12 protein-coding genes are annotated in these 14508 nt (G+C 72.8%); 4 read left to right on the top strand and 8 right to left on the bottom strand.

Going from position 1 to position 14508, the window contains the following annotated elements; all coding sequences use genetic code 11:
* Window positions 1-38: 38 nt before the first annotated feature.
* The gene (locus ACX27O_RS02435; protein WP_030334009.1) at window positions 39-2111 is read left to right on the top strand and encodes a SpoIIE family protein phosphatase; all 2073 of its coding nucleotides are present in this window, start codon (window positions 39-41) and stop codon (window positions 2109-2111) included.
* A gap of 53 nt (window positions 2112-2164) precedes the next feature.
* On the opposite strand, the gene ACX27O_RS02430 is transcribed toward ACX27O_RS02435, so the two are convergent.
* Window positions 2165-3523 carry an FAD-binding oxidoreductase gene (locus tag ACX27O_RS02430; RefSeq protein WP_030334007.1) on the bottom strand — a complete coding sequence of 453 codons (1359 nt, stop codon included), beginning with the start codon at window positions 3521-3523 and terminating at the stop codon, window positions 2165-2167.
* Between the two features lie 96 nt (window positions 3524-3619).
* Between ACX27O_RS02430 and ACX27O_RS02425 the strand changes: the two genes are divergently transcribed.
* A complete protein-coding gene (locus ACX27O_RS02425; RefSeq protein ID WP_030334005.1) occupies window positions 3620-5716 on the top strand; it encodes a S9 family peptidase in 2097 nt (698 codons plus the stop codon).
* 16 nt (window positions 5717-5732) lie between these two features.
* Complete coding sequence (locus ACX27O_RS02420; protein ID WP_167337316.1) at window positions 5733-5888, top strand: hypothetical protein; 156 nt, start codon at window positions 5733-5735, stop codon at window positions 5886-5888.
* A 14-nt stretch (window positions 5889-5902) separates the two neighbouring features.
* Here the strand turns inward: ACX27O_RS02420 and ACX27O_RS02415 are convergent, their stop codons facing one another.
* The 6 genes from ACX27O_RS02415 to ACX27O_RS02390 form a co-directional block, all read right to left on the bottom strand.
* Window positions 5903-8020 carry a bifunctional polysaccharide deacetylase/glycosyltransferase family 2 protein gene (locus ACX27O_RS02415; RefSeq protein ID WP_458938894.1) on the bottom strand — a complete coding sequence of 706 codons (2118 nt, stop codon included), beginning with the start codon at window positions 8018-8020 and terminating at the stop codon, window positions 5903-5905.
* Between the two features lie 2 nt (window positions 8021-8022).
* Window positions 8023-8460, bottom strand: coding sequence for a hypothetical protein (locus ACX27O_RS02410; RefSeq protein ID WP_358129881.1), 438 nt, complete (start codon window positions 8458-8460; stop codon window positions 8023-8025).
* Between the two features lie 113 nt (window positions 8461-8573).
* Window positions 8574-10106, bottom strand: coding sequence for an ABC transporter permease (locus ACX27O_RS02405; protein ID WP_030333999.1), 1533 nt, complete (start codon window positions 10104-10106; stop codon window positions 8574-8576).
* Entirely contained in the window at window positions 10103-10804 is a 702-nt protein-coding gene (locus ACX27O_RS02400) for an ABC transporter ATP-binding protein (RefSeq protein WP_458938893.1), read from the bottom strand. The genes ACX27O_RS02405 and ACX27O_RS02400 overlap by 4 nt, the downstream gene beginning before the upstream one ends.
* Window positions 10801-11337 (bottom strand): PadR family transcriptional regulator, encoded by a 537-nt coding sequence (locus ACX27O_RS02395; RefSeq protein WP_030333995.1) that lies wholly within the window; start codon window positions 11335-11337, stop codon window positions 10801-10803. The genes ACX27O_RS02400 and ACX27O_RS02395 overlap by 4 nt, the downstream gene beginning before the upstream one ends.
* Before the next feature lie 157 nt (window positions 11338-11494).
* Window positions 11495-12079: a TIGR03086 family metal-binding protein gene (locus ACX27O_RS02390; protein WP_458938892.1), complete on the bottom strand. Its 585-nt coding sequence runs from the start codon at window positions 12077-12079 to the stop codon at window positions 11495-11497.
* 31 nt (window positions 12080-12110) lie between these two features.
* Here ACX27O_RS02390 and ACX27O_RS02385 point away from each other — a divergent pair, with 31 nt between their 5' ends.
* Complete coding sequence (locus ACX27O_RS02385; RefSeq protein ID WP_030332378.1) at window positions 12111-12953, top strand: helix-turn-helix domain-containing protein; 843 nt, start codon at window positions 12111-12113, stop codon at window positions 12951-12953.
* Window positions 12954-12965: 12 nt separating this feature from the next.
* Here ACX27O_RS02385 and ACX27O_RS02380 read toward each other — a convergent pair whose 3' ends face one another.
* Entirely contained in the window at window positions 12966-14504 is a 1539-nt protein-coding gene (locus ACX27O_RS02380) for a SpoIIE family protein phosphatase (RefSeq protein ID WP_210865022.1), read from the bottom strand.
* Window positions 14505-14508: the final 4 nt, after the last annotated feature.

Genomic DNA, 14508 nt, shown 5'->3' with positions numbered 1-14508 from the left:
GCTTGGCACCCGGCAGGGGAACGGTGGAGGATACGGGGGTGTCAGCCGAGGCGGGGCCCGCGACGGCCGGGGCCCGGGACGGGGCCGTCCGGCGTGTCCGGCTGCCCGCCGACCGCCGTACGCCGGCCGCCGCCCGCGCCGTGGTCCGCTCGGTGTTGACCGAGTCACACCTGGACGAGCTGGCCAACGAGGCACTGCTGCTCACCACCGAGCTGACCACCAACGCCGTCGAACACGCCGGCACCGAGCTGGACATCGAGGTCGTCGCCGACGAGGTCGGGCTGACCGTCACCGTCTCCGACTTCGCCCCCGGCTCGGGCGACGAGCTGACAGTCGGCGACCGCAACGACGCCACCGAGATCAACGAGGTCTCCGTGCGCGGTCGGGGTCTGCTGCTCGTCGACCACTTCGCCAGCCGCTGGGGCACCACGTACCTGCCCACGGGGAAGGGCGTCTGGTTCCGGCTGGACCGCCCCGGCGTCGACCCGCCCGCCGCGGGCACCGTCGGCGAGTCGACACCGGCCAGCGCCGGCCCACCGACGGGCGCCGACCCGTCCGCGCCGAGCGCCAGCGCGATGAGCGAACTCATGCAGACCGCCCCCGATCTGTACGGGGACGACCCGCTGCCCGACTTCGCCACCAGCCTGCTGAGCCGGGTCGCCGAGATGGTGGGCGCGGCCGGCGGCACGATCCGGCTGGACCGGGGCGACGGGCAGGGCAGTCAGGTGCTGGCCCGCTTCGGTCGGCCGCCCCGCCCCGGCAGTGAGCTGCTCCGGGTGCCGCTGACGGTGCACCGCCCGTACGCCGGCGAGTTGGAGCTGGACGCGGCGCCGTCGGCGTACGCCCAACCGTTGGCGGTGCTCACCGCCGAGCGGCTGTCGCTGCACCTGGAGAACGACCGGCTGCGCCGGGCCGACATCCGCCGGCAGGTGTGGCTGACGTTCCTGGCCGAGGCGAGTGAACTGCTGGCCCAGTCGTTGGACGTCGACCTGACCATGGCGCTGGTGCCGCAGTTGGTGGTGCCGCGACTCGGTCAGTGGTGCGCGGTGCACACCACCGACGAGTGGGGTCGGCTGCGGTTGGCGGCGGCCAGCCACGCCGACGAGTCGATGCTGCCGCAGTTGCACAAGGTGCTGGCCGAGACCGGGCCGGACTCGGTCCAGGCCCGCCTGCGCGAGGCGTCCCGCAGCGCGGCGCAGATCCCGCTGGGCGGGCCGATGGAGGGTTTCGCGGTCCCGCTGATCGCCCGCGGGCAGCGGCTCGGCACCCTGGCGGTGGGGCGGCACCAGCGGCACCGGCACGACCCGGACGAGGTGGCCGTGTTGGAGGACGTGGCCCGGCGGGCCGCGCTGGCCATCGAGAACGCCCGGATCCACGCCGAGCGCCGTCGCGTGGCGCAGACGCTGCAGCAGTCGCTGCTGCCCCCGGTGCTGCCGGTGGTGGACGGGATCGGGTTCGCCGCCGAGTACGTCCCGACCGGCGACGACGCCGAGGTGGGGGGCGACTTCTACGACGTGGTGCCGCTGCCGGACGGGCGCTGGCTGGTGGTGATCGGTGATGTCTCGGGCAAGGGTGTCCAGGCCGCCGCGGTGACCGGGCTGGTCCGCGACGTGATCAGGGTGCTGGTCGGCGACGGCAAACCGTTGCCGGAGGCGCTGGCCCGGCTCAACGAGACGCTTGTCGAGCGCGGTGGCGGCCGTTACTGCACGTTGGCGCTGGCGGCGGTCGGGCCGGGCCAGGGCGACCAGTTGGCGGTGTCGCTGCACCTCGCCGGGCACGACCGGCCGGTGCTGCTGGCCGGGACGGGCGGCGCTGAGTTCGTCGGCACCGGCGGCACCGCGCTCGGCCTGCTCGACACGATCACCTCGCCGACGGCGGAGATCACGCTCGCCCCGGGCGATTCACTGATCTTCTACACCGACGGGGTCACCGAGCGGCGACGCGGCCGGGAGCTGTTCGGCACCGACCGGCTGCGGGACGCCGCCGCGCCGCTGGCCGGTTACTCGGCCGACGTGGTGGCCGCCCGGCTGCGCGCCGCGGCGATCAACTTCTCGGTGGAGCCGCCCCGGGACGACATCGCCGTCCTGGTGCTGCGCAACGACGCGACCTGACCGTCGCGCCGTCTCCGGGTCTCGGGTCGCAGCTCCGATGCCCTGCCCCGACCTCACAGGCCGCCGGGGAGCCGGCCGGGGGCGAGTCGGTGCTCCGGATCCAGGTGACGCTTCGCGGCGCGCAACTGGGCCAGGCCGGCCAGCTCACCCCAGAGGTCGACCGCCTGGCGGACCGCCGCCGGAGCGGAGATCACCACACAGCGACCCTGCCGGGCCAGCAGCACCCCGCGGACGGCGGCCAGGATGGACGCCACCCGGTCGGGTGCCAGCGCCCCGGGCAGTGCCGCGTGCACCATGCCCAGCCCGGCGGACCCGCGCACCGGGACGGGCGTGCCGGCCGCGTCGCGGAGCGCGTACACGGCGGCGTGCAGATCGCCGATCGGCACCTCCAGGCGCAGCGCCGTGTCACCGGGCGCGAACGGATAGCGGCGCCACCACGTCGGCGCCGAGTGGGCGATGGTGGCCTCGCCGTGCAACAGGCCGACCAGCCGCTCGGCCCGCTCGGTGACGTCGGCGGGGCCGCCCTCCAGCAGCACCACCAGGCTGCCGGCCCGGGACGGGGCACCGGCCCGGCCGGACATCGACGGGTGGCGCTCCCGGGCGGTGGCCGCCGGGTGACCGGGCGGGTACGGCGTACGCGGGCGGGGGGTGCCCCCGGGCAGATCCAGTTCGATGGCCGACGGCTCCAGTCGGGCGGCGAGGATCGTCCGGACCAGGTCGTGCACCTCCAACGGCGTCCACACCGGGCGGGACACCCAGAGCCTGCTGGCCGGCAGCGGCTGCACCCGCAGGCTCGCCGAGACCAGCACACCGAGCGCGCCCTGGGAGCCGCAGAGCAGGTGGGCCAGGTCGAGACCGGGCGCGCCGCCACCGATGCTGATCAGCTCGCCGTCGGCGGCGAGGTAGCGCACACCGAGCAGTTGGTCGCAGGGACTGCCGTGGCGGTGCCGGAGCGGACCGGCCTCGCCGGCGGCGAGCACGCCACCCAGAGTCGCGCCGGGTGACGGGGCGTCCATCGCGAGCCGTTGCCCGGTGCGCTCCAGGGTGGCCTGCACCGCCCGCAGTGGAGTGCCGGCCCCCACGTCGGTGACCAGCGACTCGACCGGCTCGTGACCGATGCCGGCGAGCCGGCCGGTGTCGAGCAGGATGTCGACCTGAACGGGCGTGGCACCCCAGTCGATCTTCGTGCCCGCGCCTCGGGGCACCACCGTCAGATCGTGTCTGGCGGCCAGCCGCAGCACCTCGGCGGCGGCGTGCGGGCCGCCGGGAACGGCCACCCAGCGTGCCGGTCGCCCCGCCACCTCGTCGGCGGGCCCGGCCAGTCGGGAGAAGGGCGGGCCGCAGATCGCCGCCAACCGTCGGGTGATCTCAAGGGCTCCGGACCGGCCGAGGGAACTCGCTGCTGCCGCCATGGCGGCCATCGTACATGTGTTCGAATGCAGTGGTAGCGGCTATCGGGATGCCGCTGGTCCGGCGCACTGCCGCTGCCGGCCGGTAACGTGGCCGCCGTGACCACCGAGACTGCCCCGCCCGCGGCGAAGCGGGTGCCCAGCGAGCGCACCCACCACGGCGACACCGTCGTCGACGAGTACGCCTGGCTCGCCGCCAAGGACGACCCGGAGACGATCGCCTACCTGACCGCCGAGAACGAGTACACCGACGCGCGGACGGCACACCTGGCTGACCTGCGCGCCGACCTGTTCGAGGAGACTCGCCGACGCACCCAGGAGACCGACCTGTCCGTGCCGACCCGCAAGGGCGGTCACTGGTACTACACCCGGACGGTCGAGGGGCAGCAGTACGGAGTGCAGTGCCGGCGGGCGGTCCGCGACGGTGAGACCGACCCGCCGGTCAGCGTGGACGGCGCCCCACTCGACGGCGAGGAGGTGCTGCTCGACGGCAACCTGCTGGCCGAGGGGCACGACTTCTTCTCGCTCGGCGCGTTCGACGTCAGCCCGGACGGTCGCTGGCTGGCCTACTCCACCGACTTCTCCGGCGACGAGCGGTTCACCCTGCGGGTGAAGGACCTGACCACCGGTGAGCTGCTGCCCGACGAGGTGCCGGACACGTTCTACGGCACCGCCTGGTCGACCGACGCCTCGGTGCTGTTCTACGTGACGGTGGACGACGCCTGGCGACCGAACCGGGTCTGGCGGCACACCATCGGCTCCCCCGCCGCCGACGACGTGGTGGTCCACCAGGAGGACGACGAGCGGTTCTGGGTGGGCGTGGAGCTCACCCGGTCGGAGAAGTTCATCCTCATCGACGTGCACAGCAAGATCACCAGCGAGGTGCTGGTGATCCCCGCCGGCAACCCGACCGGCGCGCCCGCCGTGATCGCGCCCCGCCGGCAGGGCGTCGAATACACGGTGGAGCACCACGGGCACCGCTTCCTGATCCTGCACAACGACAACGCTGAGGACTTCGCACTGGCGTTCACCTCGGCGGACGTACCGGGCGACTGGGTGCCGCTGATCGAACACACCCCCGGCACCCGGCTGGAGGCCGTGGACGCCTTCGCCAACCACCTGGTGGTGTCACTGCGCACCGACGGGCTCACCGGGCTGCGGGTGCTGCCGGTGGGCAGCGACGACGGGTACGACATCGACTTCCCCGAGCCGCTGTACAGCGTCGGGTTGGACGCCAACCCCGAGTACCGCACCGGTCGGGTCCGGCTGCGCTACTCCTCCCTCATCACCCCCGACTCGGTGTACGACTACGACCTGGTCACCCGGCAGATGGTGCTGCTCAAGCAGAAGCCGGTGCTGCCCGGGCCGGACGGGCGACCGTACGACCCGGCCGAGTACGAGCAGCACCGCGACTGGGCGCTCGCCGACGACGGCACCCGGGTGCCGATCTCGCTGGTCTGCCGGGTCGGCACCCCCCGGGACGGCTCGGCGCCCTGCGAGCTGTACGGCTACGGCTCGTACGAGGCCAGCATGGACCCGTGGTTCTCGGTGGCCCGGCTGTCCCTGTTGGACCGGGGCGTGGTCTTCGCGGTGGCGCACATCAGAGGCGGCGGTGAGCTGGGCCGACGGTGGTACGACCAGGGCAAGCTGCTGGCCAAGAAGAACACCTTCACCGACTTCGTGGCGTGCGCCCGGCACCTGGTCAAGGCCGGCTGGACGGCCAGCGACCGACTGGTCGCCCGGGGCGCCTCGGCCGGTGGCCTGCTGATGGGTGCGGTGGCCAACCTCGCGCCGGACGCGTTCACCGGGATCGTGGCGCAGGTGCCGTTCGTGGACGCGCTCACCTCGATCCTCGACCCGTCGCTGCCGCTGACAGTCACCGAGTGGGAGGAGTGGGGCAATCCCCTCGACGACCCCGAGGTGTACGCGTACATGAAGTCCTACACGCCGTACGAGAACGTCACCGCCGTGGACTATCCCGCGATCCTCGCGGTGACCAGCCTCAACGACACCCGGGTGCTCTACTCCGAGCCGGCGAAGTGGATCGCCCGGCTGCGGGCGGTCGCCCCGGGCGGCGACTACCTGCTGAAGACCGAGATGGGTGCCGGGCACGGCGGCCCGAGCGGTCGCTACGACTCCTGGCGTGAGGAGGCGTTCATCAACGCCTGGATCCTGGACCGCCTCGGCCGCGCCTGACGACGGGGCGGCGGCGATGACCGACGAGGACGAGCCGGGGTCGACGCCCCGGCGCACCTCCGCGTGGATGATCCTCGCCGTGGTCGCCGCCGCCCTGCTCGTCTGCTGCTGCTCCGCCGCCGTGGGCCTGCTGATCTCCTGGTCGGCCGGGCTCTTCCACACCCCGGCCTGACCGCCGACGCGGCTTCAGCCGCGGCCGGCACCAACCAGCGCCGCCGCCTCGCCGGTACGCACCATCCGCTGCCAGCGCAACCGGTTGCCGATCAGTGCGGTGACCACCGACTGCACCACCACCAGGTACATGAGCTGCCGGTAGACCAGTTGCTGGAACGGCAGCGCCCACAGCGGCCCGTACCGCTCCCGGTCCAGTCGCAGCGCGTACCCGGCGGTGGCCGCCTGGAGCAGCAGCAACCCCGCCCAGGCCAGGGCGAGGGTCGACCAGGGCAGGAAGAGCAGGCCGTACACGGCGAACACGTCGACCGCCGGAGCGGTGAGCGGCAACACGATCTGGAACACCGTGAGGTACGGCAGGCCGCGTCGGCCCAACTTGCCGCCGGCACCCGACTCGCGCAGCGCGTGCCGGTGCTTCCACATCGCCTGCATCGTGCCGTAGCACCAGCGGTAGCGCTGTCGCCAGAGTTGACGCAACGACGACGGGGCCTCGGTCCAGGCGATGGCCGACTCCTCGTAGACGACCCGCCAGCCGGCCCGCAGCACCTTCATGGTCAGGTCGGTGTCCTCGGCCAGCGTGTCCGACGGCACCCCACCCACCCGCAGCAGCACCTCGCGGCGGAACGCACCGATCGCACCGGGAATGGTCGGCATGCACTCCAGCACGTCGTACATCCGTCGGTCGAGGTTGAAGCCGATCACGTACTCCAGGTGCTGCCACCGGCCGAGCAGCCGACGCCGGTTGGCGACCTTGGTGTTGCCGCTGATCGCGCCCACCGACGGGTCGGCGAAACCCTGCACCAGTCGGTACACGGTGTCCGGCTGGAAGACAGTGTCCCCGTCCACCAACACCAGCAGGTTCGCCCGGGCGGCCCGGATGCCGGTGTTCAGCGCCGCCGGCTTGCCGGCGTTGGCCTGCCGGATCACCCGTACCCCGCGCAGTCGCATCCGCTCGACGATGTCGGCGGTCCCGTCGTCCGACCCGTCGTCGACGACGATCACCTCCAGCGCCGGGTACGCGCTGGCCATCAGCGACCGGACCGTGGCGGCGATGTTCGCCGCCTCGTTGTACGCGGGCACGATCACCGAGACGGGTGCCCGCACCTCCGGTCGGTCCCGCCGCGGACGGCGGACCCGGCGCACGTGCCGCTGGGCACAGACCACCTGCACCACGAGACGTGCGATCCCCAGTACGAGGGCGGTGGCGAGCAGCACGTTCATCACGTCGGCCGCCCAGCGGGCACCGGTCTGGGTCCAGCGCAGCGCGGTGCCGCTCAGCCGGGCACCAACGCCGGCCGGCACCATCGACGGCGAGGCGTCGATGCCGGCGGAGACGGTGGTGAACCGGTAGCCCTGCTCGCCCAGCGCGGGCAGCAGCCGGTCCAGCGCGGCGAGGGTCTGCGCCCGGTCACCGCCGCCGTCGTGCATCAGCACCACCGCTCCCCGGCCCTGCTTCGGGGTGGCCGCCCGCACGATCTGGTCGGCTCCGGGGCGCTGCCAGTCCTTGGTGTCCAGGTCGGTGAGCACCGCGACGTGCCCGGCACCGGCGGCGGCCCGCAACGCGGCGTACTCGGACCCGGTCAGCGCCGTCGGCACCGAGGAGAACGGCGGCCGGAACAGGGTCACCTCCCGGCCGGCGGCCGACGCGACCGCCTTACGGGTCAGCGACAGTTCGAGGTCGCGACGCCACGGCGACACGTCGGCGAGGTTGGCGTGGGTGAACGTGTGCGACCCGATCTCGTGCCCCTCGGCGAGGATCCGCCGGACCAGTTCGGGGTGCTCGTTGACCCGGGCACCCACCACGAAGAAGGTGGCGTGCGCGCCGTGCCGGCGCAGCACGTCGAGAACCTGCGGCGTCCACCGCGGGTCCGGCCCGTCGTCGAAGGTCAGCGCGATGGTGCGGTCCGGCAGCGCCCGACTGACCGGTTCGGCGCGGTCCAGCCGCAGCACCGGGCCACCCGAGCCGACGGCGGCCGGGACGTCCGGCGCGGGCCGCGCGGTGGCGTTTCCCGAACCACCGGCGAGGCCATTCACCAGACCGTTGACGGTGAGCGCCGCGAGCAGCAGGAGCAGCCCGAGCAGGAGAAGCAGCCAGTGTGCCCGGGGGTCACGCCGGGCCACGTGTTTCGCCATCGTCACTGCGGCTTACCGGGCGACCTGCTCGGCTTGGCGGTGTTGCGGTGCTCGTCGCCGCGACCCGGTCGGTCGGTGGCCGACGGCGCACCGGTGACGTCGGCGGTCGTACCGGCAGGGGTGGGGCTTCGGTCGCCGGCGGTCCGGGTGACGCGCGGCAGCGGCGCCGACGTCCGGGTCAACGGCGACGGCGACGGCGAGGTGGCCACCCGGGGCTGGTTGATCTCGTCGACGCCGGCCTCCACCGGGCGCGTCCCCCGGGAGTCGTCCGACCAGCCGGGCAGCGGCACCGAGGTGTCCAGGAAGAGCCCCGCGACGATCAGGGCCAGGCTGGTGAGCAGGCCAAGGCCCATGGTGGTGCCAACGATGACGGTCAGCCGCCGACGACGCCCGGTGCCGTCGACGAACACCGGCGGGGCGGTGCCCGGTTGGTTGTGCATCTGGCGAACTCCCATGGTCACCGTGCCGGGACCGTCGGGTCCGACACCGGAAACCCGATCGTCCGGGCCTCCGGTGCACACAGCGACGCCGCCACCTGCTGTGTTACATCGACTCAGGCCGTACGCAGCTCGTCCAACGCCGTGCTGGTGCGCAGGAAGAGCAGACCGACACCGACCGTCACCAGCACCGCGGCCAGCGTGCCGGCACCGAGCCAGGCCAGGTGCTCCAGGGGTACGGGAACGGCTCGCTCGATCCCGGGGGTGTACACGATCCGAGTGTACTGCTCGCGGGTGGCCGGGTCGTCGCACAGCGCAGCCGTGGCCTCGCAGATCTCCGCCGATGAGCCGCCCGTCGACACCTTCGCGATGAGCCCTCGACCGAGCAGCGTGCCCACGGTGAGCGCGAGCAGGATCGCCGGCACCGCCGGGGTCAGCGCCTGCCAGGCCACCGAACGGCTCAGCACGGCGCGGGGCACCCCGGTGGCCACCAGCGCGGCGTAGGCACGTCGGCGGGCGACGATCCCCTCGACCAGCGCGACGATCAGCCCACCCGTCGCGATCAGAATGGCCACGGCCACCGCGCCGTCGACGAGATCCATGGTGGACAGATAGAAGGGGTTGTCGCCACCGTCAATCCCGGCGAGTCGACTCTGCTCCCGCTCGAGCTGGTCCTTGGTGGCGAAGTAGGCGCGCTGGGCGGCCGCACCCCCGCCGAAGATCACGGCGGCGAGCAGCGCGGCGAACGTGCGGCTGCCCGCCCACGGGTCGGCCATCAGCCGACCGGCCGCGAGCAGGGCCGCGGGACGGCGGGCGTGCCGGCGCAGCAACAACCCGCAGTTGTACGAGATCCAACCGGTGCCGATCACCACGCCGACCATCGCCGCGATCCCACTCGCCGCGAACATCAGCGGCATCAGCCAGGTCACCAACTCCTCGTTGTCGTCGAACCGTTCCCCCACCGGCTGGATCGCCGCGAACGAGAGCACACCAAGCACGATCAGAACGCCGGCCCACGGTCGCGGGCCGCGCTCGCGGGGGGCCTTCCGGCTCACCCCGAGCGGGCTGGTGGTGACCGTACGCAGCATCACCGCAGTGGCCAACGCCGCGACGACCGGCAGACCGAGCACCACCCCGGCCAGCGCGCCGGGTGACGGCAGCACGTCGGTGGGCAGGGCCAGTTGACCTCGCGCGTCCGGGCGGTGCAGCAGATCGCGACCCACCAGGTAGACACCCAGCCCGGTGAGCGTGCCGAACAGAGCGGCCACGCCGGTCTCCAGCACCACCAACCGGGTGACCTGCCCGGGAGTGGCGCCGGCCAACCGGAGCCCGGCCAACCGGCGGTCCCGTGCCGGCGCGCCGAGCCGGGCGCACTGACCGGCCAGCGCCAGCACCGGGAGCATCAGCATCAGCAGCGCGAACGCCGTACCGCCACGCAACCCGGGCTCCACCAGCAGCGCGTTGTGGTACTGCTCCGACCACCTGTTCGGGTTCTCCTCCGTCGCGGTGGGCGTGGGGATGGCCAACACGGTGAGCGCCGCGAGCCCGGCCAGTGTCGCCAGCAGGGCGCTGAGCGCCGTGAGCACCACCCGGGCGGTGTCGGTGCGGGTGCCGGCGAGGGCGAGCCGGACCAGCGTCGCCGGTCTCACCGCGCGCCGCCGGCCAGCGGCACGTCGAGCCCCAGGCCGGTGTGGTCCACCAGGCCGTCGCGCAGCACGATCTCCCGATCGGCGTACGCGGCGATCCGCGGCTCGTGGGTGACGAGCAGGACGGAGGTGTGCTGCTCACGGGCGAGCCGGACCAGTTGGGTGAGGACCTGTTCACCGGTGAGCGTGTCCAGCGCTCCGGTCGGCTCGTCGGCGAAGAGCACCCGCGGTTCGGTCACCAACGCCCGCGCCGTGGCGCACCGCTGCTGCTGACCGCCGGACATCTCACCCGGCCGGACGTCGGCCAACTCGGCCACCCCGAACCGTTCCAGCCAGGTGAGTGCCGCCACCCGCGCCTCTCGCCGCCCCGTGCCGGCGAGAAGCAGCGGCAGGGAGACGTTCTCCGCCGCGGTCAGTTCGGCCACCAGCTGGCCGAACTGGAACAGCACCCCGAACTCGGTACGCCGCAGCCGGGACCGGGCCGCCTCCGACCAGGTGTCGATGCGGTGCCCGCGCCAGCTGACCTCACCGGCGTCCGGCCGGAGGATCCCCGCCAGGCAGTGCAGCAGGGTCGACTTGCCGCAGCCACTCGGCCCGGCCACGGCGACGATCTCGCCCTCGGCCACGTCGAGCGTCACGCCGCGCAGCGCGGGCGTCGGACCGTACGCCCGAACCACGCCGCGAGCCTGGAGTTGCGTCACGGATGCACCTCCCGGTGCCAGTCGGCGACCCGGCCCAGGGTGGCGTGCAACCACCCCAGATCCGCGTCGAGGTGGGCGATCGCGAAATCGGCCGCGATCACATCGCTGAGGGTGGCGGTCGGGTCGGTCTTGACCACTGTCAGTTCCCGCAGGCGTGCGGTGTGCGCGGCCCGCTGGGCGACCAGGTAGGAGCGGGCCCGGTCGACGTCGGCGACCAGCAGCGCCACCACGACCTTGGCGAAGAGCGTGCTGGCCACGTACGGCATCGGCGGTTCCACTGTGGACAGCCACTGGTCCAGCGTGTCCCGCCCCTGGTCGGTCAACGCGTACGCGGTGCGGTCCGGCCCGGCCACGCGGTCCTGCCCGGCGGCGGCCACCAGCCCGTCGCGTTCCAGCCGGCCGAGAGTGGCGTAGACCTGCCCGAAGGCCAGCGGCCGAGCGCGCGGCAGCCGCTCGTCGTGCGCACGCTTCAGCTCATACCCGTGCCGACTGCCCCCAGCGAGCAACCCGAGCAGAACATGCGGCGTCGACACCCCGCCCACTATTCACCCAGCGAATACCCAAGTCAACAACCCCACCCACCCTGCTCCCTCCCCCTCCCACCCCCACCTGAGTTGATCAAGAAGTTTGCGTCATCCCATCGACGAAATCTGACGCAAACTTCTTGATCAACCAGGACAAGGGGTGGGGTTAGGGGGTTTGGGGCCAGGTGGGGGTTCGGCCGGTCTGGGTCAGGAGGTGGGCCAGGTCCGAGGTGGGTGTCTCGGTGGGGGTGGTGGGCGGGACCGGGTCGGCGAAGACGCCCATCTTGCGGGCGGTGGGGCCCAACTGCTCCACCAGCGCGTGCAGCTCGGCCACCGCCTCCGGGGCCGGGTGGTACGGCTGGCCGGTGGCGACAGCGAGGTCCCAGCCGTGCACGATCAGGTCCAGCAGAGCCATGCCGCCGACGACGGACTGCGGCATGCCCATGCCCGGTGACACACCCTCCAGTGTGGATGGCTTCGACCAGGCGGCGATCAGCCGGCCGGTCTCGACCTCGAAGCGGTCGCGCCAGCCGTCGGCCAGGTGGTCGGGCTTCTCGGCCCACTCCACCTGCCGCTTCTCGGCCAGGTCCTGAAAGTTGATCACCACCTGGAAGAGGTGGTTGAGCAGATCACGGACCAGATAGTCCTGGCAGGGCGTGGGCAGGTCGAGCTGGTCGTCGGAGATGCCGCGTACCACGCCGATGGTTCCCGGAGCGGCAGCGGCCAGCAGATCGCTAGTCTGAGTGGACATAGGGCCAGCGTATGAGGGTGGTCTTGAACAAATGCGACAGCGACCGCGTGGCGACAGCCGGGGAATCCTGGACCCCGGGCGGCTGCTGCGCGAGGTGCGCTTCCGTCGGCACCTGCCGACGGAGTCGCTGCGCCAGTGGGTCGAGCACTACTGGTTGATCGACTGGTCGTTGAGCACACCGTTCGAGCAGCGGGTCGTGCCACACCCGGCGGTGAACGTGGTGTTCCGCAGTGACGACGGCGACGGCGACAACCACGCACACGGTCCCGAGGCCGGCGAGGTGGCCGGGGTGGGCCGCGACCTGTTCCGGATCACGCTCAGCGGCACCGGCCGGGTGTCCGGGGTGCAGTTCCGCCCCGGCGGGTTCCACCCGTTCTGGCGTCGCCCGATCAGTGAGCTGACCGGCCGTCGGGTGCCGCTGCCCGCCGGCCGGCTGACCCACCCGGATTTCTCGATGTTCGCGCCCTCGGGGCCAGCCCTCTCGACAGCCAACGACGATGAGCGCTGCCGGGCACTGGACACCCTCCTCACCGGCTGGCAGCCCGAGCCGGACCCGATGGCCGAGGAGGCCGTCCGGCTGGCCGAGGCGATCCGCACCGACCGGACCGTGCTGCGCGTCGACGACCTCGCCGCCCGGCACGACGTTCCGGTCCGCCGGTTGCAACGGCTCTTCATGGAGTACGTGGGGGTCGGGCCGAAGTGGGTGATCCGCCGCTACCGGCTCCAGGAGGCGGTCGAACAGGCCGCCGGCGCTCCGCTGAGCTGGGCTGACCTCGCCGCCGACCTCGGCTACAGCGACCAGGCCCACCTGGTCCGCGACTTCACCGCAGTGGCCGGGGTGTCCCCCGCCGCGTACGCCCGCTCGGTGCGCTGAGGAAACCGGACATCAGCGGCGACGCAGAACGACCACGGCGACGTCGTCCTGGATCTCCGGCGGGGCCAGTTCCACCAGCAGTCGAGCGCAGAACTGGTCCAGGTCACCGTCGACGGTCGCGGCGACCCCGGCCAGCGCGGCCAGCCCCTCGTCGATGGTGGCGTCCCGTCGTTCGATCAGCCCGTCGGTGTAGAAGACCAGCGTGGCCCCGGCCGGCAGCACGAACTCCAGGTCGGCCGGGCGGGGGGCGCGAACGCCGAGCAGCGGCGCCGAGTGCTGCACGAACTCGACCTTGCCGTCCATCACCATCAGCGGCGGAAGGTGCCCGGCGCTGGCCAGCCGGACCCGCCCGGTCGGCGGGTGCAGCAGCAGTACGCAGAGCGTCGCCAGCTCGTTCGGCAGCAGTGTCCGCATCAGCTCGTTGACCCGGTGCAGGATCTCGCCGGGCTGGTGGCCCTCGACCGCGTACGCCCGCACCGCGTGCCGCAGCTCGGCCATGACCGTCGCCGCGTGCAGCGAGTGGCCGGCGACGTCCCCGATCGCCAGCAGCAGGTGCCCGTCGAGCATCACCAGCTCGTAGAAGTCGCCACCCACCTCGGTCTGCGCGCTGGCCGGCTCGTAGCGCACCGCGAGGTCCAGCCCGGCCACGGTGGGCAGCCCACGCGGGAGCAGGCTGCGTTGGAGGGTGACGGCGATCCGGTGCTCCTCGTCGAACGAACGCTGCGCCTCCACGGCCGCCGCCACCGCCTGAGCCAACTGCTTGAGCACCGGGGTCCGCGCGGTCTGGGTGGCGGTCGGGACCACCACGTACAGCGGGGCACGGTCCTCGCGCAGTCGGGCGGCGGCGATCGTCACCGTGTCGTCCGCCGGCCAGTCGACAAGCCCCCAGTTCGCGGGGGCCTCCACCCGGACCGTGGCGCCGGTCGGCACCCCGGTGTCGTCGACGACCCACGGCACCACGGCGGCCACCGCGCCGGGGCCGGCGCAGACGCCCGCGAGGCAGTCACCGTCGAAGGTCTCGGCGATCACCGCCGCCGGGCTCTTGAAGATCTGGGCGGCGCCCTCGGCGGCGGCCTCCAGCAGGCGCGCGAAGGTCGGCGCGGCGTGCACGGCGACGGTCGTGTCGGCCAACCCGAGCAACCGCTCGGCGAGCAGTTCGGCCCGCTGCCGGGCCTGGTAGTAACGCAGCACCGCCCGGGTGGTGGCGATCAGCTCCTCGGGCTCGATCGGCTCGGTCAGGTACGCGTCAGCGCCCCGGGTCAGCCCCTGGGCGCGGTCGGCCACGTCCACGGCGTGCGCCGACACGTGGATCACGGGCATCGCCGGGTGCCGCGCCTTGATCTGTTCGCAGACCTCGTAGCCGCTCAGGTCGGGCAACCGGACGTCGAGAACCACCAGGTCGATCCGGTCCACCTCGACCCGGGCCAACGCCTCGGCGCCGTTCTCGGCCTCCAGCACCGTGAACCCGGCCCGGGTCAGCCAGCTGACCAGCAGGTAACGCTTGGTACGACTGTCGTCGACCACCAGGATGGTTGTCGGCCCGCCGTCCATGTCG

Source organism: Micromonospora sp. SD19, from assembly GCF_054462275.1.
Note: the sequence above shows the minus strand (reverse complement) of the source record. Positions and strands in the feature narration are given on the sequence as shown.